The organism is Bacillus sp. NPDC094064 (genome assembly GCF_050279585.1).
Lineage (GTDB): Bacteria > Bacillota > Bacilli > Bacillales > Bacillaceae_G > Bacillus_A.
Genome location: NZ_JBNNUI010000004.1, coordinates 171,576 through 198,181, shown reverse-complemented (window position 1 = coordinate 198,181; position 26,606 = coordinate 171,576). Strand labels below are relative to the sequence as shown.

Annotated in this window: 32 protein-coding genes, 1 pseudogene and 1 other annotated feature; of the genes and pseudogenes, 19 read left to right on the top strand and 14 right to left on the bottom strand. The window is 36.6% G+C overall.

The window, feature by feature from the left end:
• Nucleotides 1-63: 63 nt before the first annotated feature.
• A complete protein-coding gene (locus tag ACQKNI_RS11570) occupies nt 64-291 on the top strand; it encodes a hypothetical protein (protein WP_240522874.1) in 228 nt (75 codons plus the stop codon).
• A 66-nt stretch (nt 292-357) separates the two neighbouring features.
• On the opposite strand, the gene ACQKNI_RS11565 is transcribed toward ACQKNI_RS11570, so the two are convergent.
• The 4 genes from ACQKNI_RS11565 to acuA form a co-directional block, all read right to left on the bottom strand.
• Nucleotides 358-1,197 carry an alpha/beta fold hydrolase gene (locus ACQKNI_RS11565; RefSeq protein ID WP_098945693.1) on the bottom strand — a complete coding sequence of 280 codons (840 nt, stop codon included), beginning with the start codon at nt 1,195-1,197 and terminating at the stop codon, nt 358-360.
• Nucleotides 1,198-1,436: 239 nt separating this feature from the next.
• On the bottom strand, nt 1,437-2,603 hold the full coding sequence (gene acuC / locus ACQKNI_RS11560; RefSeq protein WP_088232233.1) for an acetoin utilization protein AcuC: 1,167 nt from the start codon (nt 2,601-2,603) through the stop codon (nt 1,437-1,439).
• The gene (locus ACQKNI_RS11555; protein WP_002123078.1) at nt 2,600-3,244 is read right to left on the bottom strand and encodes an acetoin utilization AcuB family protein; all 645 of its coding nucleotides are present in this window, start codon (nt 3,242-3,244) and stop codon (nt 2,600-2,602) included. The genes acuC and ACQKNI_RS11555 overlap by 4 nt, the downstream gene beginning before the upstream one ends.
• A gap of 17 nt (nt 3,245-3,261) precedes the next feature.
• The gene (acuA, locus tag ACQKNI_RS11550; protein WP_016130338.1) at nt 3,262-3,894 is read right to left on the bottom strand and encodes an acetoin utilization protein acetyltransferase AcuA; all 633 of its coding nucleotides are present in this window, start codon (nt 3,892-3,894) and stop codon (nt 3,262-3,264) included.
• A 176-nt stretch (nt 3,895-4,070) separates the two neighbouring features.
• Between acuA and acsA the strand changes: the two genes are divergently transcribed.
• The 7 genes from acsA (at nt 4,071) to tyrS (ending at nt 9,948) form a co-directional block, all read left to right on the top strand.
• Nucleotides 4,071-5,789: an acetate--CoA ligase gene (acsA, locus tag ACQKNI_RS11545; protein ID WP_088232232.1), complete on the top strand. Its 1,719-nt coding sequence runs from the start codon at nt 4,071-4,073 to the stop codon at nt 5,787-5,789.
• Nucleotides 5,790-5,856: 67 nt separating this feature from the next.
• Nucleotides 5,857-6,405, top strand: coding sequence for a GNAT family N-acetyltransferase (locus ACQKNI_RS11540; RefSeq protein WP_427282374.1), 549 nt, complete (start codon nt 5,857-5,859; stop codon nt 6,403-6,405).
• Between the two features lie 75 nt (nt 6,406-6,480).
• Entirely contained in the window at nt 6,481-7,041 is a 561-nt protein-coding gene (locus ACQKNI_RS11535) for a maltose acetyltransferase domain-containing protein (protein ID WP_088232230.1), read from the top strand.
• 66 nt (nt 7,042-7,107) lie between these two features.
• Nucleotides 7,108-7,563, top strand: coding sequence for a hypothetical protein (locus ACQKNI_RS11530; protein ID WP_088232229.1), 456 nt, complete (start codon nt 7,108-7,110; stop codon nt 7,561-7,563).
• Complete coding sequence (locus tag ACQKNI_RS11525) at nt 7,544-8,089, top strand: RNA polymerase sigma factor (RefSeq protein WP_000057192.1); 546 nt, start codon at nt 7,544-7,546, stop codon at nt 8,087-8,089. Before ACQKNI_RS11530 ends, ACQKNI_RS11525 begins: the two co-directional genes overlap by 20 nt.
• Nucleotides 8,070-8,315 carry a hypothetical protein gene (locus ACQKNI_RS11520; protein WP_098253195.1) on the top strand — a complete coding sequence of 82 codons (246 nt, stop codon included), beginning with the start codon at nt 8,070-8,072 and terminating at the stop codon, nt 8,313-8,315. The genes ACQKNI_RS11525 and ACQKNI_RS11520 overlap by 20 nt, the downstream gene beginning before the upstream one ends.
• A 77-nt stretch (nt 8,316-8,392) precedes the next feature.
• Nucleotides 8,393-8,621: a binding site (T-box leader), on the top strand.
• Between the two features lie 70 nt (nt 8,622-8,691).
• A complete protein-coding gene (tyrS, locus tag ACQKNI_RS11515) occupies nt 8,692-9,948 on the top strand; it encodes a tyrosine--tRNA ligase (RefSeq protein ID WP_000512075.1) in 1,257 nt (418 codons plus the stop codon).
• A gap of 78 nt (nt 9,949-10,026) precedes the next feature.
• Here tyrS and ACQKNI_RS11510 read toward each other — a convergent pair whose 3' ends face one another.
• Nucleotides 10,027-10,329, bottom strand: a complete 303-nt coding sequence (locus ACQKNI_RS11510) for a YjdJ family protein (protein ID WP_427282373.1) — start codon at nt 10,327-10,329, stop codon at nt 10,027-10,029.
• A 150-nt stretch (nt 10,330-10,479) separates the two neighbouring features.
• Here ACQKNI_RS11510 and ACQKNI_RS11505 point away from each other — a divergent pair, with 150 nt between their 5' ends.
• A complete protein-coding gene (locus ACQKNI_RS11505; RefSeq protein WP_088232225.1) occupies nt 10,480-10,608 on the top strand; it encodes a transporter in 129 nt (42 codons plus the stop codon).
• A gap of 61 nt (nt 10,609-10,669) precedes the next feature.
• Here ACQKNI_RS11505 and ACQKNI_RS11500 read toward each other — a convergent pair whose 3' ends face one another.
• Both ACQKNI_RS11500 and ACQKNI_RS11495 read right to left on the bottom strand, forming a co-directional pair.
• Entirely contained in the window at nt 10,670-11,134 is a 465-nt protein-coding gene (locus ACQKNI_RS11500; RefSeq protein ID WP_098253194.1) for a hypothetical protein, read from the bottom strand.
• A 286-nt stretch (nt 11,135-11,420) separates the two neighbouring features.
• Nucleotides 11,421-11,708, bottom strand: coding sequence for a hypothetical protein (locus ACQKNI_RS11495; RefSeq protein WP_088232222.1), 288 nt, complete (start codon nt 11,706-11,708; stop codon nt 11,421-11,423).
• 105 nt (nt 11,709-11,813) lie between these two features.
• On the opposite strand from ACQKNI_RS11495, the gene ACQKNI_RS11490 reads away from it, so the two are divergent.
• Complete coding sequence (locus ACQKNI_RS11490; RefSeq protein ID WP_088232221.1) at nt 11,814-12,419, top strand: beta family protein; 606 nt, start codon at nt 11,814-11,816, stop codon at nt 12,417-12,419.
• Here ACQKNI_RS11490 and ACQKNI_RS11485 read toward each other — a convergent pair.
• The 4 genes from ACQKNI_RS11485 to ACQKNI_RS11470 form a co-directional block, all read right to left on the bottom strand.
• A complete protein-coding gene (locus ACQKNI_RS11485; RefSeq protein WP_098253193.1) occupies nt 12,366-12,665 on the bottom strand; it encodes a hypothetical protein in 300 nt (99 codons plus the stop codon). The genes ACQKNI_RS11490 and ACQKNI_RS11485 overlap by 54 nt on opposite strands.
• Nucleotides 12,666-12,803: 138 nt before the next feature.
• On the bottom strand, nt 12,804-13,238 hold the full coding sequence (locus ACQKNI_RS11480) for a hypothetical protein (RefSeq protein WP_427282372.1): 435 nt from the start codon (nt 13,236-13,238) through the stop codon (nt 12,804-12,806).
• A 478-nt stretch (nt 13,239-13,716) separates the two neighbouring features.
• Nucleotides 13,717-14,031: a hypothetical protein gene (locus ACQKNI_RS11475; RefSeq protein ID WP_098356947.1), complete on the bottom strand. Its 315-nt coding sequence runs from the start codon at nt 14,029-14,031 to the stop codon at nt 13,717-13,719.
• Between the two features lie 20 nt (nt 14,032-14,051).
• Entirely contained in the window at nt 14,052-15,677 is a 1,626-nt protein-coding gene (locus tag ACQKNI_RS11470; RefSeq protein WP_088232218.1) for an EndoU domain-containing protein, read from the bottom strand.
• Nucleotides 15,678-15,731: 54 nt separating this feature from the next.
• Between ACQKNI_RS11470 and ACQKNI_RS11465 the strand changes: the two genes are divergently transcribed.
• From ACQKNI_RS11465 to ACQKNI_RS11455, 3 genes are read left to right on the top strand one after another with little or no spacing between them, the layout of a single operon-like run.
• A complete protein-coding gene (locus ACQKNI_RS11465; protein WP_088232343.1) occupies nt 15,732-15,944 on the top strand; it encodes a hypothetical protein in 213 nt (70 codons plus the stop codon).
• Nucleotides 15,945-15,982: 38 nt separating this feature from the next.
• The gene (locus ACQKNI_RS11460) at nt 15,983-16,132 is read left to right on the top strand and encodes a hypothetical protein (RefSeq protein WP_170933783.1); all 150 of its coding nucleotides are present in this window, start codon (nt 15,983-15,985) and stop codon (nt 16,130-16,132) included.
• Nucleotides 16,129-16,275 (top strand): hypothetical protein, encoded by a 147-nt coding sequence (locus ACQKNI_RS11455; protein ID WP_170933782.1) that lies wholly within the window; start codon nt 16,129-16,131, stop codon nt 16,273-16,275. Before ACQKNI_RS11460 ends, ACQKNI_RS11455 begins: the two co-directional genes overlap by 4 nt.
• 216 nt (nt 16,276-16,491) lie before the next feature.
• Here the strand turns inward: ACQKNI_RS11455 and rpsD are convergent, their stop codons facing one another.
• The gene (gene rpsD / locus ACQKNI_RS11450; protein WP_071710345.1) at nt 16,492-17,094 is read right to left on the bottom strand and encodes a 30S ribosomal protein S4; all 603 of its coding nucleotides are present in this window, start codon (nt 17,092-17,094) and stop codon (nt 16,492-16,494) included.
• A gap of 399 nt (nt 17,095-17,493) precedes the next feature.
• Between rpsD and megL the strand changes: the two genes are divergently transcribed.
• Nucleotides 17,494-18,669 carry a methionine gamma-lyase gene (gene megL / locus ACQKNI_RS11445; protein WP_098253191.1) on the top strand — a complete coding sequence of 392 codons (1,176 nt, stop codon included), beginning with the start codon at nt 17,494-17,496 and terminating at the stop codon, nt 18,667-18,669.
• A 62-nt stretch (nt 18,670-18,731) separates the two neighbouring features.
• Here the strand turns inward: megL and ACQKNI_RS11440 are convergent, their stop codons facing one another.
• Entirely contained in the window at nt 18,732-19,211 is a 480-nt protein-coding gene (locus ACQKNI_RS11440) for a GAF domain-containing protein (RefSeq protein WP_088232216.1), read from the bottom strand.
• Nucleotides 19,212-19,358: 147 nt separating this feature from the next.
• On the opposite strand from ACQKNI_RS11440, the gene refZ reads away from it, so the two are divergent.
• Nucleotides 19,359-19,997: a forespore capture DNA-binding protein RefZ gene (refZ, locus tag ACQKNI_RS11435; protein ID WP_088232215.1), complete on the top strand. Its 639-nt coding sequence runs from the start codon at nt 19,359-19,361 to the stop codon at nt 19,995-19,997.
• Nucleotides 19,998-20,008: 11 nt separating this feature from the next.
• Here the strand turns inward: refZ and ACQKNI_RS11430 are convergent, their stop codons facing one another.
• Nucleotides 20,009-20,953 (bottom strand): DMT family transporter, encoded by a 945-nt coding sequence (locus tag ACQKNI_RS11430; protein WP_088232214.1) that lies wholly within the window; start codon nt 20,951-20,953, stop codon nt 20,009-20,011.
• Between the two features lie 124 nt (nt 20,954-21,077).
• Between ACQKNI_RS11430 and ACQKNI_RS11425 the strand changes: the two are divergent.
• The 4 genes and pseudogenes from ACQKNI_RS11425 to thiI all read left to right on the top strand — a co-directional run.
• Nucleotides 21,078-21,884, top strand: a pseudogene (locus ACQKNI_RS11425) (LysR family transcriptional regulator); the annotation flags it as partial.
• Nucleotides 21,885-22,277: 393 nt separating this feature from the next.
• Nucleotides 22,278-23,987, top strand: coding sequence for a septation ring formation regulator EzrA (ezrA, locus tag ACQKNI_RS11420; RefSeq protein WP_088232212.1), 1,710 nt, complete (start codon nt 22,278-22,280; stop codon nt 23,985-23,987).
• Nucleotides 23,988-24,219: 232 nt separating this feature from the next.
• Nucleotides 24,220-25,362 carry a cysteine desulfurase family protein gene (locus tag ACQKNI_RS11415; protein WP_098841311.1) on the top strand — a complete coding sequence of 381 codons (1,143 nt, stop codon included), beginning with the start codon at nt 24,220-24,222 and terminating at the stop codon, nt 25,360-25,362.
• Between the two features lie 6 nt (nt 25,363-25,368).
• Complete coding sequence (gene thiI / locus ACQKNI_RS11410; protein WP_088232210.1) at nt 25,369-26,583, top strand: tRNA uracil 4-sulfurtransferase ThiI; 1,215 nt, start codon at nt 25,369-25,371, stop codon at nt 26,581-26,583.
• Nucleotides 26,584-26,606 lie beyond the last annotated feature (23 nt).

Sequence of the window (26,606 nt, the reverse complement as noted above, 5' to 3'; positions counted from 1 at the left end):
GAGAGGGCGTGCTACATTTTGGGGGATACATGAAAAGATAATAAATCAAACAAGGCTGTAAAGATTGGAACGAATATCGTACTTATTTTATTAATTATCGGTGCAATACAAATGTTTTATGATGAAGACCCTAAGAATGATCATTTCGGTGGGTTATTTATGATGGTCTTTTTTGGAATTAAAATAATTTCTAGTTTTATAATAAATTTAAAAGAAGGAGATAAAAAGGCAGTATTTATTGATTTAGGTTTAGTGATTTTATGTGTACTTCTTTTAATTGTTACTAGTTGAAATATTTCTTTTGAAAAAAGCTCATAGTCTTATAGAGACTGTGAGCTTTCCTTAATAGTAACGGTACTAGTGTAACGATTTATAAAATGTTTGAGTAGTAGAACTAAACAGAGTAGCCTCTTCTAAAAAAGGATAATGGTTACTGTCCTCAAATGTCACAAAGATAGAATTACGTATACCCTTATGTATCTCGATAGAATATTGAATCGGGCACTGTACATCATGTCTTCCGCATATAATAAGTGTCTTTGTTTGGATGGAAGGTAAATGGTCTCTTAAATCAAATGAAGAATACTCTTTATTAAAAACGTTCATCCGGCTAGCAGACATTGTTTTTTTGATTGGTTTACAAAAATAAGAGTTGTAGTTTTCAGGTTTATACAAAGATAATCTTGTCCTCTTAGTAGAGAGTTCCTTTCGTTCTTCATTAGTAAGATAAGGGTTTTTTAAGTTTTCGATGAGCTGTTGCATATAATGAAACTGTGGATGTTCTCGGTTATAAATGCAAAATGGTGTTTCGGTATAGTTACTTGCTGCAGCTCCAGCCACGACTAAAGATTGTAAGGAATTTGGATATGTAATCGCATATAAAAGTCCAAGCATACCGCCTGTTGAGTGGCCAGCGAAATGCCATGTTGGGAGTTGTAAAGCATCTCGTATTGCTTCTAAGTCGTGAGCCGTTTCAATCATACGTAATTCTTTTTTTGAATTGGCTTTTGCTGAGTTACCAGCGTCTCGTAAATTAATGAGGAATACACGATGCGTAGCAGTGAAAACATCCGCAAAGTAATCGCCAGTTTCATTAAATTGCGAATAGTGATGTGTAATGCAAAGGGGTTCGCCAGTTCCTTTTGTAAAGAGTTCGAATGTACCACGTTTCGTGTGGATCATTTGTTGTTTCCACATAATATCACGACCTTTTTTATTAGAGTGGGGATAGTTGATTAGTAACTTAAAATATATCAGCGATTTTTCGAATATATCGACCGTAACTCGAAATATATCAGCGATTTTTCGAATATATCGACCACAACTTAAAATATATCGGCGATTCGACATAGGATATCGATTTACCAACAAAAAACGACATGGGTAGTAATGATACAAATAAAAGGAGACCGTTCAAAAAACGAGTCTCCTTTTGTTTAGTACAAAGATTTTGTCATATTATTCCGAATTATTTCAAGGGATTTCGCTACAGTTAATGCATTCTTTTCTTCAATTTCTGGTTTGCGTGGGATAGGTTTATACATGTTGTCTGGATCTTCCCATGTGAGGGGAAGTTCTGTTTCGGCTTGTCCTTTCCAAGCGTCAATCCATTCTGGAGGGAGATAACCTGAGATGTTTTGGATGTTGTTCATTTCGAGCCAAATAAGTGCCCAAGCCCTCGGGACGACGCGCCAGTGGTCATAGCCACCGCCGCCGACAGCAATCCAGCGACCGTCGCAATATTCATTAGCGATTTCGCGAGCGAGCTTCGGTATTTCACGGTAAATATTCATCGTTGAACAAAGGTGTGTAAGTGGGTCGTAATAATGTGCATCAGCGCCGTTTTGCGTTAAAATAATATCCGGTTTAAAGTATGCGGCAACTTCTTTTACAACAGTTCGATAGGAATTTAAAAATGATTCATCTTCTGTAAAAGCATCCAGTGGAACGTTAAAAGAATAACTATACCCATTACCTTGCCCACGTTCATTCACAGCACCAGTTCCAGGGAATAAATAACGTCCAGTTTCATGTAACGAAATGGTACATACGTTAGGATCGTCATAAAAAGACCACTGTACACCATCACCGTGATGAGCGTCTGTATCAATATATAAAACACGTAAACCGTATTTTTTCTGTATATATTTCATTGCAATGGAGCTATCGTTGTAAATGCAAAAGCCAGATGCTTTGCCGCGAAAGCCGTGATGTAAGCCTCCGCCTAAATTAAGTGCATGTTTTACTTTCCCGGAAAGAACAGCATCGACAGCTGTTAATGTTCCGCCAACGAGTAATGCACTTGCTTCGTGCATATTTGGAAACATCGGTGTATCTTCTGTTCCGAGTCCGTATGTCATTGCAATTGATTTTTCTAACTTTCCTTCTCCAGCAAGTTTTACCGCATTTATGTATTCCTCTGTATGAACGTAGGCAATTTCTTCATCAGTAGCCATTCGCGGGGAGATGACTTGAGAGGGAGAGATAAAACCGCCCTTTTGTAATAAATCGTACGTAAGAGTGACGCGCAGTTGGTTAAAAGGATGATCAGGGCTAAACGAATAGCCCCGAAAGTCATCCGAATAAATAAACGCGCTACTCATGCTTGCATCCCCATGATGTTTGGCCATAATACGCGGTACCCCTCTGCTTCAAGTGCATCAATCACTTTTAGAGGATTCATCGTTTGAATGCGGAAAACGAGTACTTTATCATTCTCATCTTTTGCTGGATAGACGAGAACGCTCACGATATTTATTTGCAAATCGCTAAAAATAGCAACAACTTTTCCGAGAATACCAGGTTCATTTTTTACTTGAATTTCAATTTGTGAACTTGGTTGATGCGCTCCAGTTAATTTCACTAACGTATGCAATACAGTAGATTCAGAAATGATTCCAACTAACTTTCCGGCCTTTGTCACAGGAAGGCAGCCAATTTTATTTTCAAAAAATAAAGTAGCAATTTCCTCAACGAAATCGAGAGGATGACAAGTCATGACAGGGTGTTTCATAATAAGTTCAAGCGGTTGCTTCAGCATATCGAGTGAAACTTGTTCATCTAAAATAGACGGACTTGCATCTCTTACATCCCGATCAGAAATAATGCCTACGACATGATTATTTTGATCGACAATTGGAATGTGCCGAATTCCTTTTGTACGTATTGTTCGGATTGCGGTTTCGATTGTATCGTTTGGATGTAGTGTCACTACATTTTGATTCATGATTTCTTCTACAATCATTCCAGTTGCCCCCTTTATTAATACATAAAACGATTGTGAAAACGTAGACGATCAAATGCTTGAATAGAATCCGTATCAACACGTTTACCGATGCGGACCATTAAACAGTTGGCAGGGTGGGAACAAATTTCAGGATCATCTGTAGCCATCCATTGTAAACCACCAGCATTCATCATCTTCTCCATTACTTTTCGGTATTCCCAAACATTTAAGCCTGTCTGTTTTAAATCCCAGTGCCAATAATATTCAGTCGTCAATATAATATAATCTTCCATATGATCGTCCATCATTGAAACTTCTAATAAGTTTTTTCCAACAGCACAACCGCGGAAGGCTGGGACAACTTCAATCGCCCCGAGCTCAATTAAGTTTTCTATTTTTCCTTCTGACCATCGCTCGAGTGGATCAGGATACAAGTATGTAACATATCCAACAATCATTTGGTCATGTCTAGCAATAATGAGACGAGCTTCTGGTAATTTAGAAATTTCGACAATTGCTTTATATTGCTGCTCGGCAGGACGGAACGCAACTAAATCTGGATGAAATTCATACATTTCTAAGTTATGTGTAGAGACAGGACCTTCAATAATTAAAGTGCCTTTCGCTGTTTTTAAATTTCTAGCATTATATATTTTTTTATGGATCAATGTATTGCTCACCACCTTGAGGTTTTGAGAATCTATTAATATCGTACTTTATAATATATGCGATGTGAATCGAATTTTGTCATTAAAAATTTGTCTAAAAATCAACAAATATACTGAAAATTTTAAATAATGTCATTATAATAGATGATAGAATACATAGGAGGGGGATGTAAAGTATGAAAGTAGAAACGCTTCCAGTCATTAAAGGAAAAAATAATTTGCCGAATTATGAAGAGGCATACGCGAATTTTAACTGGGAAGAGGTTAATAAAAATTTTACTTGGAATGAGACAGGCCGAGTAAATATGGCGTATGAAGCAATTGATAAGCATGCGAAATCCGATCGTAAAAATAAAGTAGCCCTTTATTATCAAGATGGATCGCGAAAAGAGAAATATACATTTAAGGAAATGAAGGATTTTTCTAATAAAGCAGGAAACGTCCTGAAAAATTATGGCGATGTTGAAAAAGGCGATCGCGTTTTTATTTTTATGCCGCGTTCTCCAGAATTATATTTTGCACTTTTAGGTGCGGTGAAATTAGGGGCAATTGTTGGGCCACTATTTGAAGCATTTATGGAAGGCGCAGTTCGCGATCGTTTAGAAGATAGCGAAGCAAAGGTGTTAATTACAACGCCTGAATTGCTAGAGCGCGTACCATTAAATGATTTACCTGCTTTAAAAACAGTCTTCCTTGTTGGAGATAATGTAGAAGAAGGCGGTAAAACGGTAGCGTTCAATCCTTTATTTGAACAAGCTTCAAAAGAATTACATATCGAATGGTTAGGCCGTGAAGACGGTTTAATTCTTCACTATACGTCTGGTTCTACTGGTAAGCCAAAAGGTGTGCTTCATGCGCAAAACGCAATGGTGCAGCACTATCAAACGGCGAAGTGGGTATTAGATTTAAAAGAAGACGATGTATATTGGTGCACAGCTGATCCAGGCTGGGTAACTGGAACGGCTTACGGTATTTTCGCACCGTGGTTAGTTGGAGCATCAAATGTTGTTTTAGGTGGACGCTTTAGTCCAGAAGCGTGGTATGAAGCACTGCAAGATTACGGTGTAACAGTTTGGTATAGTGCACCAACAGCGTTCCGTATGTTAATGGGTGCTGGACAAGATGCAATTAAAAAATATGATCTATCACAAGTACGCCACGTATTAAGCGTTGGTGAGCCATTAAATCCAGAAGTAATTCGCTGGGGTATGAACGCATTTGGACTTCGTATTCATGATACGTGGTGGATGACAGAAACAGGTGGACAAGTTATTTGTAACTACCCTTGTATGGAAATCCGTCCAGGTTCAATGGGTAAACCAATTCCAGGTGTGAAAGCAGCGATTGTTGATAATGATGGAAATGAAGTGCCTCCATACACAATGGGGAACTTAGCGATTGCGAAAGGTTGGCCAGCTATGATGCGTGCAATCTGGAATAACCAGCAAAAATATGAATCTTACTTCATGCCGGGAGATTGGTACGTATCAGGTGACTCTGCCTATATGGATGAAGACGGATACTTCTGGTTCCAAGGGCGCATTGATGATGTAATTATGACGTCAGGTGAGCGCGTTGGTCCGTTTGAAGTAGAAAGCAAATTAATCGAGCACGCTGCGGTTGCAGAAGCTGGTGTAATTGGTATTCCGGATCCAGTGCGCGGCGAAATCATTAAAGCATTTATCGCGCTTCGTGCAGGGTACGAGCAGTCAGAAGAATTAAAAGAAGAAATTCGTCAATTTGTAAAGAAAGGCCTAGCAGCTCATGCAGCGCCAAGGCAAATTGAATTTAAAGATAAATTACCGAAAACGAGAAGTGGTAAAATTATGCGCCGCGTATTAAAAGCGTGGGAGCTGAATTTACCGACAGGTGACTTATCAACGATGGAAGATTAAGAGAGAAAGGTCTGAACGAAAAGCGTTCAGACTTTTCTTTTTGTAAATAATAAAGGAGTTAATATAGATGAAGATACCAATTTTAGAAGGAGACATAGTGTGCTTACGTTCTGTAGAACCGGAAAAGGATTACCAACAATGGTATGAGGTAATGAAAGATCCCGATATGCATTGTTGGACGGGGAATACGATTCCAAAAGATAGTAATGAAATTAAGGACTTGTTGCATACTTATAAAAATTTAAAAGATATTATGGCTTGGTCAATTGTAATGAAACAATCAAAGGAAATGATAGGGACATATTGGATCTCTATGCCAACGGTGAATGAAAATAAAAAGTTAATTGTAACTTCAGAAGCTCAGCGAATTGCACGTAAGTTTTGGCGAACAGGTGTCAATAGAGAAGCGAGAAACTTAATATATAATTACATATTTTTAACTTTAGATGTGGATGAAGTTCATGCGCAGGCTTGGGATAATAATATCAATTCGTGCAGGTCTATGGAACAAATAGGTTTTAAATTAGAGAAACAAGTGAAACGCCTATTCCCTAAATACAATGAATTGTTTTTAGAAAACCATTATGTGCTATATAAAAAGGGCTGGCTTGTATAAAAGGTTATGGTTGAAAAAAATATTTGTTGATGTAAAATAAAATCAAACTTATACATACGAGTTAAAGGGGATAGTATGATGAAAACAGAAAAAGAAAAGATGATACTAGGAGAAATGTACATACCGGCTGATCCAGTTTTAGTAAAAGAGAGAGCGCAAGCACGTATATTAACGAGAAAATTCAATGATACGCCAGAAGTGCAATTAAAAGAGCGTAGCGAAATTGTAAAAGAACTATTCGGAACGACAGGAGATAATATTCATCTTGAGTCTTCTTTTAGATGCGATTACGGTTACAACATTCATGTTGGCGAAAATTTTTACGCGAACTTTGACTGTACGATTTTAGACGTATGCCCAGTAACAATCGGAGTGAATTGTATGTTAGCTCCAGGCGTTCACATTTATACAGCAACACACCCGCTTGATCCAGTAGAGCGCATAAGTGGATTAGAATATGGAAAACCAGTTACAATTGGCGATAACGTATGGATTGGCGGAAGGGCGATTATTAATCCAGGTGTAACAATTGGAGACAATGCCGTTATCGCATCTGGCGCCGTCGTAACGAAAGATGTACCGGCTAATGTAGTAGTTGGCGGGAATCCTGCAAAAATTATAAAAAAAATAAAATAATATTTGAACGAAGCGCCTTCCTCGTCTGTATACATTTATGAAAGAATAGATGAGGGAGGCTTTTATATGTCTAATAAGTTACTTCTTACTTTTGCTTTAATTGGAATTATAGTCGTATTTTCTTGTGGTTTGCTATTACCGATGCCAATCGGATTTAAAGTTTCAATGATTACAGCTGGCGTTATGATGATTGTGATGTTTTCCATCATCATTCCATTTGATAGAAAATATATAGTACGGAAAAAAGGATATAAAATTGATTTTACAAAAACAAAAGTGTACTTTCGCTGGAATGTATTTGATACGATTTCGGCTTGTCTTGCAGTGTATGCATGCATATGTGTGCAAACATTAAATATTTTAGTTTCAACCGGACAGACAATTCAAAACCCGTATGTTCAATTTTTTACGAATCAATCGCAAGTATGGATCATTGTCGCTAGTTGCTATTTAATTTCCCGCATTTCATTAACGTTAAAAGGAATAAAGGAGATCAAAAATCATGGCGCAGATTGGGATTGAGGAGGAACTCATGCTTGCGTATCAAAGTGGGGATAAGCAGGCGGGAGAAAAACTATATGTTTTAATCAAACCAGCGTTATACACATTTTTGTATCGATTTAACCGAGATGAACAATTGAGTATCGACCTCGTGCAAGATACGTTTTTGACGCTAGAGCGTAAGAAACATATGTATGAACCTGAAAAGGGCAAAATAAAAACGTATTTATTTCAAATTGGTTATCGTCTTATGATTAATAAATTAAATAGAAGAAAAAAGTGGCGTACGCTTTTGCCATTTTTAGTGCCGATTCAGGAAAAAGAATTTTCTCACGAAGATCGGCTCACAGTAAGAGAGGCAATTTTGAAAGTTCCCGAAGAGCAAAGAGCGGTCCTAATCCTTTCTTATTATCATGACATGCAGCAAAAAGAGATTGCAGAGGTGTTAGATATTCCAGTCGGAACGGTGAAGTCGAGACTTCATAACGGAATAAAGAAATTGAAACAATTGCTGGAGGTGGATGAAATTGAGCGAAAATCCCTTTAAGAATGAATATAAATTACAGCAGCATTTAGATAGTGACCATGTAGAAATACCAGATTTTCCAAAAACGGTAAGTCGCTTCGATCGATTAATCGGATTTCTTGCTTCTCCGGCGAAAGATCCTGTGGAAGCGACGATTGGGAATGATCTATCGATGGTTTTTCATGTTTCGATATTAGTTGGTGTTCCAGTTCTTTCTCTTATTACGATACTCTTTGCAACGTTGTAAAGGATTGGCAAGGTGAGAAATCAGGCCCTTATTTGACACGCCTATATAAATGATGGTATAAAGAAAAGTATATGAATAATTGAGCGTGGAAAGGGAGAAGTAGTGATCATTTCCCTGTTTTAGAGAGCTGATGGCCGGTGAAAATCAGCACATAGATGATCGCGAATTACGCCCCTAGAGCATCTTTTTTCGATTGAGTTATATTCAAAAGGGAAAAGACGGTGCTAAGCCGTTATGTAAATAAGGTGGTAGGCTTTTTTGGTCTGCAACTAGGGTGGTAACGCGATGATTAAAATCGTCCCTTATTTGAAGGGGCGATTTTTTTATGTTTTCAACCTTCACGCCAGTAATGAACTTAAAGGAGAGTATGTAGGATATGGGTATTTTACAAGATCTTGAATTTCGCGGTCTAATTAATCAGCAAACAGATGCTGAAGGCCTTGAGCAATTACTAGAAAAAGAAAGCGTTAAATTATACTGTGGTTTCGACCCGACAGCGGATAGCTTACACATCGGTCATATGTTACCAGTATTAATGTTACGTCGATTCCAATTAGCTGGTCACCAACCAATCGCACTTGTTGGCGGTGGTACTGGTATGATCGGTGACCCAAGTGGTAAAAAAGCAGAGCGTACATTAAATACGAAAGATACAGTTGCTTACTACACAGAAAGCATTAAAAACCAACTTTCAAACTTCTTAGAGTTTGAAAATGTGGACAACCCAGCAACAATGGCTAACAACTATGATTGGCTTGGTAACTTAGATGTAATTTCATTCTTACGCGATATCGGTAAAAACTTCGGTTTAAACTATATGTTAGCAAAAGATACAGTAGCATCTCGTTTAGATACTGGTATTTCATTCACTGAGTTTAGTTACATGATTTTACAATCATACGACTTCTTAAACTTATACCAAAACCATAATTGCCGCCTACAAATCGGTGGTAGTGACCAATGGGGTAACATTACAGCTGGTCTTGAATTAATCCGTAAATCAGAAGAAGATGCGAAAGCATTCGGTTTAACAATTCCACTTGTTACTAAATCTGACGGTACGAAGTTTGGTAAAACAGAAGGCGGCGCAATTTGGTTAGACCCAGAAAAAACAACTCCTTACGAGTTCTACCAATTCTGGATTAACACAGATGATCGCGACGTTGTTAAATACTTAAAATACTTCACATTCTTATCTCATGAAGAAATTCTTGAGCTTGAGAAGCAAGTAGCTGAAGCACCAGAAAAACGTGCAGCACAAAAAGCATTAGGTTCTGAAATGACAAAACTTGTTCACGGCGAAGAAGCATTAGAGCAAGCAATTAAAATTTCAGCTGCACTATTCAGCGGTTCTGTAGCAGAACTGACTGCAAGCGAAATCGAACAAGGATTCAAAGACGTACCATCTGTAGAACGTACTGCAGAAGATACAGTATTAATCGACTTACTTGTAGAAAGCAAAATCTCTCCATCAAAACGTCAAGCACGTGAAGATGTAACGAACGGCGCAATCTACGTAAACGGTGAGCGTACACAAGCATTAGACTACGTTGTAACAGAAAACGACCGCATCGAAGGTAAATTCACAATCATTCGCCGCGGTAAAAAGAAATATTTCTTAATTCGTTACTAATTAGAAACGAATATATAACAAATAGTACCCCGAATTGTAGGCTGAAAAGTTTATGATTCGGGGTTTTTATGTATGAATTTAGATTACCTGATTCTTTCTTGTAAATAGAATATGAAGAATTAATATGAGCATATAAAGCAAGCTAATTAACATAACGATAAATGCCGCCGGATAGAATTTTGCTGCATATATAAAGAAGTCTATTTGATAAATATCTTGGTAATTTGAAACAGTGCCTTTAAAGTAATTCGTAAACTTAGCACTATATTTCCATTCATCAGGATCATCTATCAAATTACTCCCCTGATACCAATTAATAAGTGCGGAAGTAATAAACAGCATACATGCACTACCCAATTGAACCATTTGGTTTATTGTCAAAATGAATCAACCTCCTATTTTATGGTTATTATAGCGTGCATTCATAGGCCTGTAACCCTTTTGTTGTAATCTCCTTTTCGAGTTCATACGGAAATCACATGTAAGCGGTATGATAAACGTATAACAAATAGAAAGGAGTGGTAAAACGAAATGTCACTAGAAGCGCTCATTATCTTTTCTTTGCTAAATGCGGGTCAGCTTGCAGAGGATACGAAGGCTGATATACATAAAGAGCAGAAAGATGCTTATGTATATGTTCAGAAAGAGGAAAATAAATAACTTTAATATAAATAAAAGCTACTCGAAGTAACTGTTTAGTTGTCTTCGGTAGCTTTTTAAATTATGAATAAATAGGAATTAATTCTCGCTTAAAATCTTCGTACATTTCAAAGGCGATTTTCATGATTTCTTTGAGTTCATCGTAACTGTGGAAATATAGCACGGGTACTTTTTCCGTGTCATTTGATAACAATCTTATAAATATGTCCCAAGGGTCTCCAGCTCTAACTTCACCATTATGCCATGCTTCCCAAATCAATTCAGCAACACCATATTTTAAGCTGATGTTGAATCTAAAGGTGTAGACATCTTTGTTTTTTACTTCTCCTACAATAAAAAAGTCTTCTTTTTTATTGTAACGAGCTTTATAGCCAAGAGACTCGAATACTTCAATAGCTTTTTCATTTTCATAGTTTTCAAATGTATTTGTTCTATCGGAAAATTTTTCTGATAAGGATTTATATCTTTCTACAAATTCAATTTTCTCAAGTACCTCTTTTATTTCAAGTTCTAAATCATATGCCATCAATTATTCCTCCCTAAATCTAATCTTAATAGCATATTTACCTTTCATTTTTTTAAAATACGTCTCAAAATTTTCCCTAAATTTGTTTCTTTTTTCGTACGTGAAATTGAAGTCTTTGCAAATTTATAATTTGCTTGATACAGTTCATTGGGAAGTATCTTAGTTATGATATTTTCACCAGTAGAATCAAATATTCCTTTTCCATGATATTTGATTCGAAACAAAGGAGAAAGCTAGCGTAAACGTTAGTTTAAATATTAATCAGGTGTTCTTCTTTGTGTGATTTTTATCTCCATCGCCATGCAATCGTTTTATCTTCAATGTGGATTGCTGGAATGTCGATTCCTAAATATTTCCCTTCGTTTTCATCGAAAACGGACCAATTTTCATCGTCTAGAAATTCAGGGTCAATACTTTCAAAGTCAAAAGTACTCTCTTCGTCTACCATTTCACGAAAATATTCTTGATAGGGTTTACTATTATCATTTAAATGTATAGTTCCATACATCCATGGTGTTTCTACAAAAATGTCTCTAATTTCACCTATTTCATTATCTTTAAAGTATAATTTCATATTTGCACCCTCTTATTCATGAATTCTGAAATAGTCTTTTGGTATCTCGCCTTTTATCAAATACTCATTATCTCTTTTTGTCCACTTTAGAGCGAGTTTTTTCCTATGAAGGAATTAGTCAACATTGTTACAGAAAGGGATATTATAATACTCGATTTAGATGAAACTCCGCACACGCACCCTGCAAATGATAATTTGTATAAAAGTGTACAACAGCTAAGTTCATCAAAAAAATGTAAGAGTGTACTACTAAGATCGGCTATTCCAAGAACTGTTTCAAATGTGAGTTTAAATCACAATGCTATTATTCAAGAGGCTGATAATAGTTTGTTAACTGCTTATAGTTCACTTGGTTTTTCAGCATTTGGGGATTATTGTGGAGTTAAAAAAGATGAATTAACTGATGGTGGGATAATAAGCCCTGGTTATATTAAGTATTCATGGGACGATAATTCTTATTATGGATTTAAAGGTATAAAAGAACAGGCAGATACTTTCGAAAGTATGGTAGCTCCATCTATAGTTTCTTCTCAAGTATGGAGTAGTTTTACGAAAGTGCACAAAGATAATTGTCGAGGATGTAAAAGTATAGATGGAATATACAATAAAATTAAAAAAGGTAAAAGCCAACCTGAGTGGAAAGGTTGGCTTTTACCTTTATACTATGGAGGAATTTTTATAATATACCCAGTAAGGATCAGCTTGTGTTGAGAAAAAAGACTGAATATCCACTGGCATAATTTTTTCAAAGTGATTACAAAGGTATCCCCAATTTTTATTATATCTTTTTTTTAATACCTTCTTATAGAGGGTATTAATTTTTTTATAATTTACTTTCTCGACAATTATTTCTTCTTTTACCTTTTTATTAGAAACAATATTGTCAATTTTACTTGCTTTTATAATCCAATCTAACTCTTTATTTGTTAAAGTTGAAAGTTGTGCTTCTGGTTTCATATTGTCACTTTTTAACGCCTTTTTTCGGAAACTAAATTTACAAACACCATGTTTTAAATTATAGGTAATTATTCCGCAATGCTGCGGGACTAATTCAGTGACCTTTTTTAAATGTGAAGGATGAATAATGACATAAACCTACTCAAATACCTTTGAATAGTCTGTAATTTGTTTATGTAATTTATCCAATGTGTCTAGTTCTGTCTTTATTTCATATGCAATAGACTTACCATTAATCCTTCTGATATCTAACCTACTTGAATTTATTTTTAATTCAAATACAGTAATTTCATTAAGGCGATTAAGGTGATTTTTAATGAAATTGTATTTTATGGTAATTTCACCAGGGAAGTATTTCATAACCAATTCATTTATGATAGCGTGACCGACTACTGTTCGTTTAAAGGGTTTTATTTTATCAAATACTTCATTTGGAATTATTTCTTGTATGTTAGTCCAAATTTTAGAATCGAAGTCAAAAGGATTATATGATGAGTAAAGGAGTCGGGAGACCCTCTCTAGTTCATGTTGAGGTAAATTATCTTCTATAATTGTTAAACATTTACGTAACACCTTTCTATCCTCCTTTTCTAAAAGCCTTTCTCATTATAAATTCATTTATGTATTTTTTCTATAAAAAAGTTTTATTAACCTTTAATTTTATGCTTTAAATTACTCTATGTTATATAAAATAGATAGGATATTAATAAGTTGACTTAATAGTTAAATTATACCAATTTAATGTAAAGACTGTAAATATTGCGTTTTATAAATTGATTAAAGGTATTAATATATGACAAAACGAACTTATCCATATTCAATAAAAAGCTTACTGAGGTATATAATCAGTAAACTTTTTTATTTAGTATATGTTTATTTATTACATTGAAAGGTGTAAAAGAAGGTACACGTTCTAAATTTAGAAATGATAATTCTAATGTATTATTAGCATTGAAACGAAATGTTAACATTAGATCAAATAAGACAGTATAAAATGAATTAGGTAATGAAGAAAGCCGCTCATTTTTAGGTGGGCGGCTTACCATTTAATTTAAAGGTTTTCTATATAACTTTCTGCTATATCAATATCCTTTGTCATTTCTAATTCTGGAAATTTTTTATCTAATTTTCTTAAACAATTAATAAATTCTTTACTTTGCACAATTTCTGCAATATCTTCAAAAACTTCACTTATCCAATATAAATCTTCTTTACTACAATTCTCTAAATATCTTATAGTATTTTCCTCATTTTCTGAGAGAACTTCTATTATTTCATTCCAACTTTTTTGTATTCCATAATCATCATTTAAATTTAATTTTTTTCTTTTATCTAATATAACTTGCATTTTATTTTCTATATTCATATTAATCCTCCAAACTCTATCTACGGTTGTTGAGTAGCATCTGGGAAAATAGTCCCTATTTCTCCATTTGTTTTTATAACTCCAACCCTAACCCCATTATACTCTCCGAAAATAGTCACACCATTTTCTGCGCTGGAAAATTCGGGTAATTCAGCAACCTTAGCACCTGCCGCTGCAATATCAGAATCTGTCCAGTTTTCGGGAAACCATGATTGATTTGAACCTATTCTTTTTCTTTTCACCTTGTGTTCAGGAACATTACCTACTCTAACACCGTTTTCGTATACTTTAGTTATTTCATAATCCATATTGTTTTCTTCTAAGAATTCAATATTACTTTGTCCATGTCCTCCACCCTTCATTTTTGAAATATCACCTGTTTTAGGATTTGTTGTAAAGTCACCTATATCTGAATGTTTAATACTGCTTTCAGGTATGGTAATCTTGTTAGCTTGTCTAAAATCAGGTGTATCAAATCCAGATCGTATACCATTTCCACCAGAGAAAGCATAAGAAACATCTTTCTTAAAAGATTGTAAAATTTCCGATACTTGCTTCAATTCTTTTACTAGCGTTACACCTTTAGCTAATGTACTTGCTCCACCTGCTCCTTTTGTGACGAGGCCTGCTCTACCTAGTCCCCTATCGAGAATTAGACCGATGCCTATTTGGGTTAATCCATAAGTAGTCCATTGTGTAATGCTCTCTGCATCTCCATCTATAATATCTCGTTTCACAGTACTTGAAAATGTATGCCACATATTTTTTGTCGTTTCATCCAAATGTAAAATCGCATATGTAACATTAATAAAAGTTCCTATATCCATATTACTTAAAGCTTCCATGGACTTGATTTCATCTTCAACAGCTTTCCCTGTTCCGATTACAGTACCATTCCACATCTTTTTTACTGTTTCGAACATTTTAACTACATCGTCTACCTTATCGTCCCAAGCCTTTCTAATCGGAGATTTCTCCTCTAGCCTACCGCACATTTCTCCATCTTTAATCGAATTGTCCGCTTTACGTGCCCTATCTTCTTCTATCGCTTGAATAGACGTTGCCCATTCCATATTCAACCCTTGTGTACTAAATGTACCACTTGTAGGACTAAAACCTTTTCCACTTTGTACTTCTGCAAGCCCCGTAGCAATACTAGTGGCTAGTTGGAGTGCTGTATCATAATTACTACTAGAAGTATAATTGAATTCATGTAGGTGTTCTAACTTTTCTTGCAGTTTCCGTTTCATCATATCACAAATACTCATCATCGCTTGCATAGCTGGAAGGACATTACTAATCCCTTCAACACCTGCTCTCATTCGGTCAATCCCTCGAATTTGTTCTAGTATTTCTTGTTCGATTACATCGGTTGAAGCTACCTGTGATTGAAATTGACTTGGAAAGGCATCATTCTGACGGATTAATTCTTCACATAAGTAAATGATCCCTTGTGCTAAAGGACGAAAGGTTTGTACAAAAAATGATTTTGCACTGCTATATGTTTGTCCTTGTAGAACAGTATCAACTGCAAAAGCGTCAATCGACTGAATGGCTTGTTCCATGCCTTGAATGGTAGCCGTACATACAGCATTCATGCTTTGTGTTTGGGTATGTACTTCTCCTAGATACATGTTTAAACTCATAAATTCCCTTCCTCAACAAGTAAATCATACCGATTTAAGGATGAAAATGTAAATATTACATCCTCTAAATTCCCTATTCCAGAAGGTTATTCTGAGTTTCTGCTTCGTGCAGGATACTGGCGAGTTGGTGAAAAAATAGAAAGAATAAATCGTGAGGAAATTTTAGCGGATTATGATAGAAAGTTTGTTCTGGAAGATGGTAAGTTGTGTACGATACTCACTTACAAAGGAGATAAAAAGAAAAGAGGTAAAAAATCCTCAAAGTAAAACTTATCCGTATCGAAAATGAAAGGTGAGTTGCTCTTATGGAAAGAAAAGAACGAACTGTGTTAGATAATCCGCCAAGTGATGAAACAGCATTAAAAATGGCGGAATTTTTTATGAGAACTTCGGTACCACGTATATTGGCAGCACGTAAAGCTGAAGAGGAAGCTGAGAAAGATGGGAGAATATGACTAAATGGACCATTGAAATAACAGAAGAAAAGGTTCGTAAGTTAAAGCCTATTTTTGAAAGTGTTTTATCTAGAAAGCATGGTAAAATAATTAAAATTACGTCACTAACAATGGGGGATATAACGATTAAAAATGAAAAATAAATGAAGTAATCTTTATACTAAGTTGCATATAAAAATCTAGGGGAAATAGCATTTGCCCACGCTTATTTTATCCCAAAAGTCCCCCAAAAAACCTCCCCCAAATCATTAATTTTATTTAGGGTATTTTACAAAGCATGAGAATAGAAAAAACCCTAGAAACGTTGTAATAACGCTTTTTCTAGGGTTTTTAATACTGTCATCTACTAAGCGATTGAATTAACGAGAGTAGAACTCTACGATTAATGCTTCGTTGATTTCAGCTGGTAACTCAGCGCGCTCAGCGTGACGAGTGTAAGTAGCTTCTAATTTGTCAGCATCGAAAGTTAAGTATTCTGGTACGAAGTTGTTAACTTCGATCGCTTCTTTAACAACAACAAGGCTGTTAGATTTTTCGCGAACGCTGATAGTTTGACCAGGTTTTACACGGTAAGATGGGATATCTACGCGAGATCCATCAACTGTGATGTGACCGTGGTTTACTAATTGGCGAGCTGCACGACGAGTGCGAGCTAAGCCCATACGGTAAACTAAGTTGTCAAGACGAGCTTCAAGAAGGATCATGAAGTTTTCGCCGTGCTTACCAGGCATTTTACCTGCTTGGTCAAATGTGCGACGGAATTGACGCTCAGTCATGCCGTACATGTGACGAAGTTTTTGTTTCTCTTGTAATTGTAAACCGTATTCTGAAAGTTTCTTACGTTGGTTAGGACCGTGAGGACCTGGTGCGTAAGGGCGTTTTTCTAATTCTTTTCCTGTGCCGCTTAGAGAGATTCCAAGACGACGAGACAGTTTCCAAGCTGGACCTGTATAACGAGCCATAGTTGACTCCTCCTTTAAAAATGTTTTTATTTACGTAAAATAAAAACAGACGTAATCGATATTTACGGGCATTTTGTTTTCATGTACCTTCGCTCCAGCAGCAGGGAGTTACGAGATACACCTCCGTAGAGGAACAAAATACAAACGATAAACTCACATTACAAGGCTGCCTTTTTATTTTACACAAACGCTATTATATCTTTTACCTAGAGTTTCGTCAAGCGAGTACGTTTTTGTTTTATGCATATAAATTTTGGAAATTAACAAGAAGGAATTTAAAACAATATAAAAGAAGAGATAGAAACACAAGTAAAACGCTTACATAAAATGTAGTAAAAACGTTCATCAAATTTTTGTTGATGGATATGCGGCAATAAAAACATAAAAGGGGATGTTTTTATGAAAAAGAAGCATATGGAGACAGCGTTAATTCATCACGGTTATACATCTGAGGAACATAAAGGAAGTTTAACACCACCTTTATTTCAAACGTCTACATTTACATTTGAGACGGCGGAGCAAGGCGAGGCGAGTTTTGCGGGAGTGGATCCATCTTATATTTACTCAAGACTTGGAAATCCAACTGTGAAATTATTTGAAGAACGTATGGCGGTGTTAGAAGGAGGAGAAGAAGCGCTTGCCTTCGGATCCGGTATGGCAGCTATTTCAGCAACTTTAATTGGTTTTTTAAAGGCTGGAGATCATATTATTTGTTCAAATGGATTATATGGATGTACGTACGGCTTCTTAGAAGTGCTAGAAGAGAAATTTATGATTACACATTCGTTTTGTGATATGGAGACAGAAGAAGATCTTGAAAGTAAGATTCGCCCCAATACAAAGCTTATTTTCGTTGAAACACCGATTAATCCGACGATGAAATTAATTGATTTAAAACAGGTGATTCGGGTTGCGAAGCGAAATGGCTTACTTGTTATTGTTGATAATACGTTCTGTTCACCTTATTTACAAAGACCACTGGAACTTGGCTGTGACGCTGTTGTGCATAGTGCGACAAAATATATTGGTGGCCACGGCGATGTAGTAGCGGGTGTAACGATTTGTAAAACGAAGGCGTTAGCCGAAAAAATTCGCCCGATGCGAAAAGATATCGGCGGTATTATGGCGCCGTTTGATGCGTGGTTATTGTTACGCGGATTAAAGACGTTAGCTGTAAGAATGGATCGCCATTGTGATAATGCAGAAAAAATTGTATCGTTTCTAAAAAATCATGACGCGGTAGAAGGTGTTTGGTATCCAGAAGGGGAGTTAGCATCTCGCCAAATGAAGCGGGGCGGCGGTGTTATTTCTTTCTCAATAAAAGGCGGGAAAGAAGAGACGCAAGCGTTTATCAATGATTTACACTTTATTACGATTGCGGTCAGTTTAGGAGATACAGAAACGTTAATTCAGCATCCAGCGACGATGACGCACGCTGCGATTCCAGCTGAGTTAAGACAAGAAATGGGGATTTATGATAATTTAATACGTTTATCTGTCGGTTTAGAATCGTGGGAGGACATCGTTTCTGACTTAGAACAGGCGTTAAAGAAAATATCTACTGTGAATCAATAAAACAAGAGCGAGCTATCGGTTTCGTACGTGATGTACTGAATCGATAGCTCGCTCTTTTCTTGTTACATATGTTTTAGGAGTGTTTCCACAAACTTTTCTAAATAGTGCTGATCTACTTCGTCGAAACGATTTTTTTCGGGACTGTCAATATCAAGTACACCGATGACAGTTCCTTCTTTCATAATCGGTACAACGATCTCTGAATTAGAAGCACTATCGCAAGCGATGTGTCCTGGGAATTGATGAACATCTGCTACAAGCTGCGTTGTTTTCGTTTCAGCTGCCGCGCCGCAAACGCCTCGCCCAAATGGAATGCGCACGCAAGCAGGCATTCCTTGGAATGGTCCAAGAACAAGCTGATTTCCTTCTGTTACGTAAAAGCCAACCCAATTCACACGATCTAAAAATTGGTTTAATAATGCGGACGCATTTGATAAGTTTGCGACTACGTTTGATTCGCCAGTTAATAATGCATCCAGTTGTTTAATTACTGTCTCATATTGCTGTTCACGAGATCCTGCATAACTTTCTTTAGTAAACATGGAAACAACTCCCTTTTTATCGAGATGTGTAAAATATTAGCAAAATACGATGTATTTCACATGACTTTGTCGATAGAAAATTAAAGGAATTTGTCTTAAAAGTCAAGAAATTTAAACTATAGCTGTTCAGTGAGAGGAAGTGAGCGCATGAAACAGACGAAACAAAAAGTAATTGATGCGGCAATATCGTTGTTTAATACGAAAGGGTATGACGGAACGTCGGTGCGAGACATTGCAAAGCGAGCGGATGTGAATGTAGCGAATATTTCATATTATTTTGCTGGAAAGCAAGGTTTATTAGAACAGCTTATTACTGATTTTTTAGAAGGATATATTCATGTAATTGAAACGTCATTTGAACAGAGAGAGTATTTACCGGCTAAAGATGTGATGGTGCAAATGGTGCGCGGGATTTTACGATATCAATTTGAAAATAGAGAGCTAACACGTTTCTTCTACCGAGAGCTTTCGCTTGATACGACATTAATTCGTGAAGTGATGACGATTTATTTTTCAAAAGAAAGATATTATATAGAGCAAATTATTAGACAAGGGCAGACGAAACAAGAGTTTCAAAAGGTATCTTTTACAATGTTTATGACGCAATTAAAAGGCATGATGAATATGCCGTTTTTATATCCGCAATATATATCAGAAGTATTGCATTCGTTTCCGTCTGAGACATTCTTCTTAGAAATGTACACGAAAGAAATTGAGCAATGGATGGAACAAGCGTTGTGTAAAACGAATACGTATTATGAATGGCCAAGAGCTGTTCATATGTGAAGAATCCCCACCTAATGGACTGAGGTGGGGATTTTTGTAGTTTCTTTTCTTTGCCATACATTGTTGCATAATAACGCAATAATTGTTAATGAGGCGCCAGCAATTTCAATTTTGTCGACTGTATAACCTCGGAAGATGGAACCGATAAGAGCAAGTACAGGAACTAAGTTCATAAATAATATGCCGTTAATTGCTGAAATATAGCGATTTCCTGTGTTCCAGCAAAATACAGCGATAACGCCTGCAATAATCGACATGTAAAAGAGTTCAAAACGAACGCTTACGATTGTACGTAGTGACGGTACAGTAATTACGTTTGTATATGTTAATACAGTGACAATAAAAACGAGTGAAATCGAGCCGAATAAACAAGTTAATGTCGTATATCGAAGTGGTGACCAAGACGGGAATTGTGCACCACCGTTCGTGTAAATGACCCAACAAGTAACGCCGCATAACATGAGTATATTCGTGGAGAAGTGACTTGCTGCTCCAAATAATAAGTGAATATTTCCTTTCGAAATGACAAGCATAACACCGAATAGTGCAACGAACATACAAAGAAATGTGTAGTTTTGTGGGCGCTTGTTTTTTATTATCCACTGTAATAATAAGGCGATGAGTGGCATAAGAGATTGAATCATCGCCGCATGGATTGCTCCAGCAGGCCCAGCAAGTTGTTGACCATAAAAAACGAGAAAACCGTATCCTGCGAAACCGACTGTTCCATAAAAGAATAACGAAAGTGTTCGTTTTTCTAAGCGGAGTGAATGTTTTCCTTCAGCGATTAAGAGAAGTATAAGGAAAATAATAGCTGCTGATCCATATCGGATAGTGGTGAAGAAGAACGGATCTATAAATTGCAAAGCATTCGCCATTACGGGAAACATAAATCCCCAAGCGATTACAGCGAGTAAGCATAGGGTGGATCCGAGTAGCATTTGTTTTTTGTTCAAGAGTATCTTTCCCCTTTACATTTCGTTATAGTAAGTTGATGAAATAAGTATAAAGATTGATTTCTTCTAAGAGGAAATATCAATTTTTTATAGCAGTTATAACTTTTTGTTAGAGGTGTGTACGATGGATTTAGAGGCAGTACGATCGTTTATAGAAGTAAAGCATACGCGAAGTTTATCAAAGGCGAGTAAGCTTTTACATATTTCTCAACCAGCGCTTAGTAAACAAATTCAAAGATTAGAAGCGGATTTAGAGGTTACGTTACTTAAGCGTTCTGCTCAAGGAGTGGAGTTAACAGAGGCGGGAGAGTTATTTATACAAAGAATGTTACCGATTTTGGAACAAATACATGAAGTGAGAACGAAAATGAAGGGGTATCAAGAGAACCGGAAACTTTCAATTGGTATATTACCAAGTTTAGCCGAGCATTACATATCAGAGTGTAAAGATATATTAGGTGATGCATTCGAAGTAGAGTGGAAAATCGAGCATACGAAAGGATTAAGGGAATTATTTAAAGCGCGGGAGATTGAAGCGATGTTCATTGATTCAGTAGTAGAAGACGCTACGTATATAAAAGAAGTGCGAGAAGAAAAAATCGTTTGCGCCGTTTCAAATAACCATCCGTACAAAGAGAAGACGGTCATTCAAATGGAAGAGTTGCAAAACGACAAGTTAATTGTATATCCAGAAATATGTGATGTACGGAAAATGATTATGAACATGTTTCACGATATAGGTGCAAACCCAACTATAGCTGTTGAAACATCTTATGCAGAACCGATGCTTGCAATGGTAAAAGCTGGTCTTGGTATTACGTTACTTCCAGAAATGGCGGTAGAGCAAGCGGTAAGGCAAGGGAATGTACATGTGATTTCTGTTGAACCCCCACTCATGCGCAAAATTTATTTCATATCACATAGGGAAGAAGGCTCTTTATCTCGCTATTTGCCGGGCAGTAAGACCCCACCTCAAAATTCAGCGAAAGCAAAGAAGTTAGGTGGGGGTCGGGCTGCCCGTAAAAGCCCGATTGGTGAGGGCTGATAATTAGTGGGGGGCCCCCCACACACTGATTAAAGTTTCACTTTATGGCATTCATTTGATGATAAGAGGTAATGCAAACGTAATATTGAAAAAGATTACGTCTGCATTGAAAGAAACATGAAATTTTAAAAAAAACTAGGTCAAAAACACGCCATTACATGGTATGATTAGTACATTGTTAGTTGTTAAATATAGGGGAATTCCCTTTTTATACATAATGCCTTCCATTTCATAAACGGAACGGACAAAAAAAGAGATATAACTAGGAGGCTTTTTTGCATGGATTCTATCCTGACGATCGTTATCATTGTAGTAAGCTCTATTCTAGTGCTGCTCATGATAGAGCTTGTGATAAGAAATCGTTCATATAAAGATATTGCGGCACTGGAGCAGTGGAAACAAGAAATAAAAGATAAGCCTGTGGCAGATGAACTAAAACGGGTAAAAGATTTAAATATGACGGGTCAAACAGAAGAACTGTTTGGCAAATGGCGTGAAGAATGGGATGAAATTGTATCAACAACCCTTCCGAAAGCTGAAAAAGATTTAGCGCAAGCGCGAAAATTCGCCTCGCAATTCTCCTTCCGAAAAGCAAAGCATGCGATGAATGAATCCATAAGTGGTTTAGATGACGCTGATAATCGTATTACTGACATTTTAAATGAATTACAGCAATTGTTAGAAAGCCATGAGAAAAATAGTTCGGAAATTGAAGGATTACGTGATACATATCGTAGTATGAAAAAGAGTGTTCTAGCACATAGACATATGTATGGAGCTGCTGAACAGAAAATTGAAGAAATGCTAGATGCTGAATCTAATAAATTTAAAACTTTTGAAGAAGCAACAGATAATGGCGATTATTTAAAAGCGAGAGAAATCGTTATTAGTTTGGAAGAAGGTTTAGCGGATTTAGAAATCATTATTCACCAAATTCCAGATTTATTGGTAGAATGTCAGGCGACATTACCAGTTCAGCTGGAAGATTTATTGCACGGCCATAATGATATGGTAAGACAAGGCTATGTATTAGAGTATTTGGAAATTCCTAAAGAAGTACGCGATATGACGACACAACTACACACATGTTTAATGGATATACAGGAGCTGCACATAACGGAAGCAGCTGAAAAAGTAGAAAACTTAAAAACTCGTTTAGATGGTTTCTATGATCAACTTGAACAAGAAGTACATGCGAGACATTATGTGGAGCAAAAAACACTTTCTGTTTATGAAGATTTAGAAGAAATCCGAACTGAAACGATTGAAACGAAAGCAGAAACACAACTTGTGAAACAAAGCTATCAATTACAAGATAAGGACATTGAGTCTCAAAAAGTAATTGAAAAGCAAATGCACATTTTAACGAAACGTTTTGAAGTACTGCAATTACGCGTTGCTGAGCAAGATATTGCTTTCTCTATTATTCGTGAGGAACTAGAAGAGATTTATGAGCAATGTGAAACGTTGAAAGTACTTCATGCAGAGTATAAAGAAATGCTACAAACGATGCGTAAAGAAGAATTTGAAGCGCGTGAGAAGTTACAAGAAATGCGAAATACAATTGTAGAAACGAAGCGCTTTATGCAAAAATCAAATTTGCCAGGTCTTCCAGAGAGCATTATGGAAGATTTACAAAGAGGACAAATGGCGATGCAAGCTGTTTATGATCAATTAGAAGTGAAGCCGTTAAATATGAATGCTGTAAATAGTAGTTTAGAAGAAGCATACAAAACTGTTAATGGTGTAGCTGAAATGACAGAAGAGTTAATTGGACAAGCATATTTAGTTGAAAAATTAATTCAATACGGTAATCGTTACCGCAGTCACGATGAGAATCTTGCAGAGAGCTTAAATTATGCGGAGAAATTATTCCGCGAATATCAATACGATGCAGCTTTAGAACAAGCGGCTTCTGTACTAGAGCAACTTGAACCTGGTGTTGTTCAAAAAATAGCTGAATATGTAGACAATGAGCAAACCCTTTAATAAAGGGTTTGTTTTTTTGTGTAATTTTAAGGGCGATGTTGCTATAATGAATAGCGGAATACAGTAAGGTTGTTCGTTTGAAAAGAAAGTGAAATTATAATGAGTAGGGGCATCCCACTAATTATTAGCCTTCATCAATCGAGATAAAACGGAACCTTTGAGTAGTCTTAGCGTAATTACACGTATTTGTGATATGATTATATGATGTGATAGCGCTGAAAGGGGAAGAACGATGATCTATTTTGATAATAGTGCGACGACGAAGCCATATCCAGAAGCCCTTCAATCGTACGTAACGGTTGCTGGAAAATATTTTGGAAATCCTTCTTCTATTCATTCGCTAGGAGGAGAGGCAGAGCGTCTATTAACACAATCAAGAACAATTGCAGCGCAGCTCCTTCACGTTAAACCTTCTGAAATTATTTTCACATCAGGTGGAACGGAAGGGAATAACCTTGCGATTAAAGGGATTGCGATGAGGAATCGTTCGCGCGGCAAACATATCATTACAACGAATATTGAACACGCGTCTGTGTTTGAAGCATATAAGCAATTAGAAGAGCTTGGGTTTGATGTAACATATTTACCGGTTAACGAGCATGGTGTTGTATCGGTAGAAGATGTAAAACGAGCGCTTCGTGAAGATACGATTCTTGTGTCAATTATTCATGTGAACAACGAGACTGGAGCAATTCAGCCTGTTGCTGAAATTGGAACGTTATTATCGAATTATCCGAAAATAAGATTCCATGTGGACCATGTACAAGGGATAGGAAAAGTACCACTTGATTTATACGCTTCTCATATTGATCTTTGTTCAATATCTGGGCATAAATTTCATAGCGTAAAGGGAACAGGACTTCTTTACGTACGTGATGGCGTAAGATTAGATCCAATCTTATCAGGTGGTCAACAAGAGCTTAAGTATCGCTCCGGTACAGAGAACTTACCGGGCATTGTAGCGATGGTGAAAGCACTTCGCATGACGATGGAACAAGTGAAAGAAAAGATAGCTCATTTGCAAAGTTTACAAACAGAGCTTGTACGTTTCTTTAAAGAGATAGAAGATGTAACGATTAATACGTCGCTTGCATATGCAGCACCGCACATTTTAAATGTATCATTTGTTGGTTTAAAACCGGAAGTGGTCGTTCATGCTTTAGAAGAACACGGTGTTTATGTATCGACAAAGTCTGCTTGTTCTTCAAAAGCAAATGAAGTGAGCAGAGTGTTAGTGTCAATGGGCGTACCGCATGCCGCAGCTGCAAGCGCTATTCGTATTAGTTTGGCACCAGAAAACACGATGGAAGAAGTAAAACAATTTGAAGGTATTGTAAAAGAGACAATGCCAAAATTATATGAAGTGATGAGGTAAAGAAATATGATGACATATGAATATATTTTAGTGCGTTACGGAGAAATGACGACAAAAGGTAAGAACCGTTCTAAGTTTGTAAGCACATTAAAAGATAACGTGAAGTTCAAACTGAAAAAGTTCCCAAATATTAAAATCGATGCAACACATGACCGCATGTACATCCAATTAAATGGTGAAGACCATGAAGCAATCTCTGAAAGATTGCAAGATGTATTTGGTATTCATAAGTTTAACCTAGCAATGAAAGTACCATCAGAATTAGAAGATATTAAAAAAGGTGCATTAGCAGCTTTCTTACAAGTAAAAGGCGATGTGAAAACATTTAAAATTACTGTACACCGTTCTTATAAGCATTTCCCAATGAGAACGATGGAATTACTACCTGAGATTGGTGGGTACATTCTAGAAAATACAGAAGATATTACAGTAGATGTTCATAATCCAGATGTAAATGTACGCGTAGAAATTCGCAGTGGCTATAGCTACATTATGTGCGACGAGCGCATGGGAGCTGGCGGTTTACCAGTTGGCGTTGGCGGTAAAGTAATGGTACTTCTTTCTGGTGGTATTGATAGCCCGGTAGCAGCGTACTTAACGATGAAGCGCGGCGTATCTGTGGAAGCAGTTCACTTCCATAGTCCACCTTTCACAAGCGAGCGTGCAAAACAAAAAGTAATCGATTTAGCACAAGAGTTAACGAAGTACTGTAAACGTGTAACGCTTCACCTTGTTCCATTTACAGAAGTACAAAAAACGATTAATAAAGAAATTCCATCTAGCTATTCAATGACGGTTATGCGCCGTATGATGATGCGTATTACAGAGCGTATCGCAGAAGAGCGCAACGCACTTGCAATTACGACTGGTGAAAGTCTTGGACAAGTAGCAAGCCAAACGTTAGATAGTATGCATACGATTAACGAAGTAACAAACTACCCAGTTATTCGTCCGCTTATTACGATGGATAAATTAGAAATTATTAAAATCGCTGAAGAAATTGGCACATATGATATTTCAATTCGTCCGTACGAAGATTGCTGTACAGTATTCACACCAGCAAGCCCAGCTACAAAACCGAAGCGTGAAAAAGCAAACCGTTTTGAAGCGAAATATGATTTCACACCGTTAATCGATGAAGCTGTAGCAAACAAAGAAACAATGATCTTACAAACAGTAGAAGTAGTTGCGGAAGAAGAAAAATTCGAAGAACTTTTCTAAAACCATAAATTACCATATCTAAA

What these genes read in the sequence shown, in the direction of transcription:
- ACQKNI_RS11495 (WP_088232222.1), bottom strand. Translation starts at nt 11,708, where the DNA reads ATGAAATTATACTTTAAAGATAATGAAATAGGTGAAATTAGAGACATT.
- ACQKNI_RS11540 (WP_427282374.1), top strand. Translation starts at nt 5,857, where the DNA reads ATGAAGATACCAATTTTAGAAGGAGACATAGTGTGCTTACGTTCTGTA.
- tyrS (WP_000512075.1), top strand. Translation starts at nt 8,692, where the DNA reads ATGGGTATTTTACAAGATCTTGAATTTCGCGGTCTAATTAATCAGCAA.
- megL (WP_098253191.1), top strand. Translation starts at nt 17,494, where the DNA reads ATGAAAAAGAAGCATATGGAGACAGCGTTAATTCATCACGGTTATACA.
- ACQKNI_RS11415 (WP_098841311.1), top strand. Translation starts at nt 24,220, where the DNA reads ATGATCTATTTTGATAATAGTGCGACGACGAAGCCATATCCAGAAGCC.
- ACQKNI_RS11505 (WP_088232225.1), top strand. Translation starts at nt 10,480, where the DNA reads ATGTCACTAGAAGCGCTCATTATCTTTTCTTTGCTAAATGCGGGTCAG.
- rpsD (WP_071710345.1), bottom strand. Translation starts at nt 17,094, where the DNA reads ATGGCTCGTTATACAGGTCCAGCTTGGAAACTGTCTCGTCGTCTTGGA.
- ACQKNI_RS11530 (WP_088232229.1), top strand. Translation starts at nt 7,108, where the DNA reads ATGTCTAATAAGTTACTTCTTACTTTTGCTTTAATTGGAATTATAGTC.
- ACQKNI_RS11485 (WP_098253193.1), bottom strand. Translation starts at nt 12,665, where the DNA reads ATGAAACCAGAAGCACAACTTTCAACTTTAACAAATAAAGAGTTAGAT.
- ACQKNI_RS11455 (WP_170933782.1), top strand. Translation starts at nt 16,129, where the DNA reads ATGACTAAATGGACCATTGAAATAACAGAAGAAAAGGTTCGTAAGTTA.
- ezrA (WP_088232212.1), top strand. Translation starts at nt 22,278, where the DNA reads ATGGATTCTATCCTGACGATCGTTATCATTGTAGTAAGCTCTATTCTA.
- ACQKNI_RS11525 (WP_000057192.1), top strand. Translation starts at nt 7,544, where the DNA reads ATGGCGCAGATTGGGATTGAGGAGGAACTCATGCTTGCGTATCAAAGT.
- acuC (WP_088232233.1), bottom strand. Translation starts at nt 2,603, where the DNA reads ATGAGTAGCGCGTTTATTTATTCGGATGACTTTCGGGGCTATTCGTTT.
- ACQKNI_RS11490 (WP_088232221.1), top strand. Translation starts at nt 11,814, where the DNA reads ATGAAGGAATTAGTCAACATTGTTACAGAAAGGGATATTATAATACTC.
- ACQKNI_RS11460 (WP_170933783.1), top strand. Translation starts at nt 15,983, where the DNA reads ATGGAAAGAAAAGAACGAACTGTGTTAGATAATCCGCCAAGTGATGAA.
- ACQKNI_RS11470 (WP_088232218.1), bottom strand. Translation starts at nt 15,677, where the DNA reads ATGAGTTTAAACATGTATCTAGGAGAAGTACATACCCAAACACAAAGC.
- acsA (WP_088232232.1), top strand. Translation starts at nt 4,071, where the DNA reads ATGAAAGTAGAAACGCTTCCAGTCATTAAAGGAAAAAATAATTTGCCG.
- ACQKNI_RS11500 (WP_098253194.1), bottom strand. Translation starts at nt 11,134, where the DNA reads ATGGCATATGATTTAGAACTTGAAATAAAAGAGGTACTTGAGAAAATT.
- ACQKNI_RS11440 (WP_088232216.1), bottom strand. Translation starts at nt 19,211, where the DNA reads ATGTTTACTAAAGAAAGTTATGCAGGATCTCGTGAACAGCAATATGAG.
- thiI (WP_088232210.1), top strand. Translation starts at nt 25,369, where the DNA reads ATGATGACATATGAATATATTTTAGTGCGTTACGGAGAAATGACGACA.
- ACQKNI_RS11535 (WP_088232230.1), top strand. Translation starts at nt 6,481, where the DNA reads ATGATGAAAACAGAAAAAGAAAAGATGATACTAGGAGAAATGTACATA.
- refZ (WP_088232215.1), top strand. Translation starts at nt 19,359, where the DNA reads ATGAAACAGACGAAACAAAAAGTAATTGATGCGGCAATATCGTTGTTT.
- ACQKNI_RS11565 (WP_098945693.1), bottom strand. Translation starts at nt 1,197, where the DNA reads ATGTGGAAACAACAAATGATCCACACGAAACGTGGTACATTCGAACTC.
- ACQKNI_RS11475 (WP_098356947.1), bottom strand. Translation starts at nt 14,031, where the DNA reads ATGAATATAGAAAATAAAATGCAAGTTATATTAGATAAAAGAAAAAAA.
- ACQKNI_RS11555 (WP_002123078.1), bottom strand. Translation starts at nt 3,244, where the DNA reads ATGATTGTAGAAGAAATCATGAATCAAAATGTAGTGACACTACATCCA.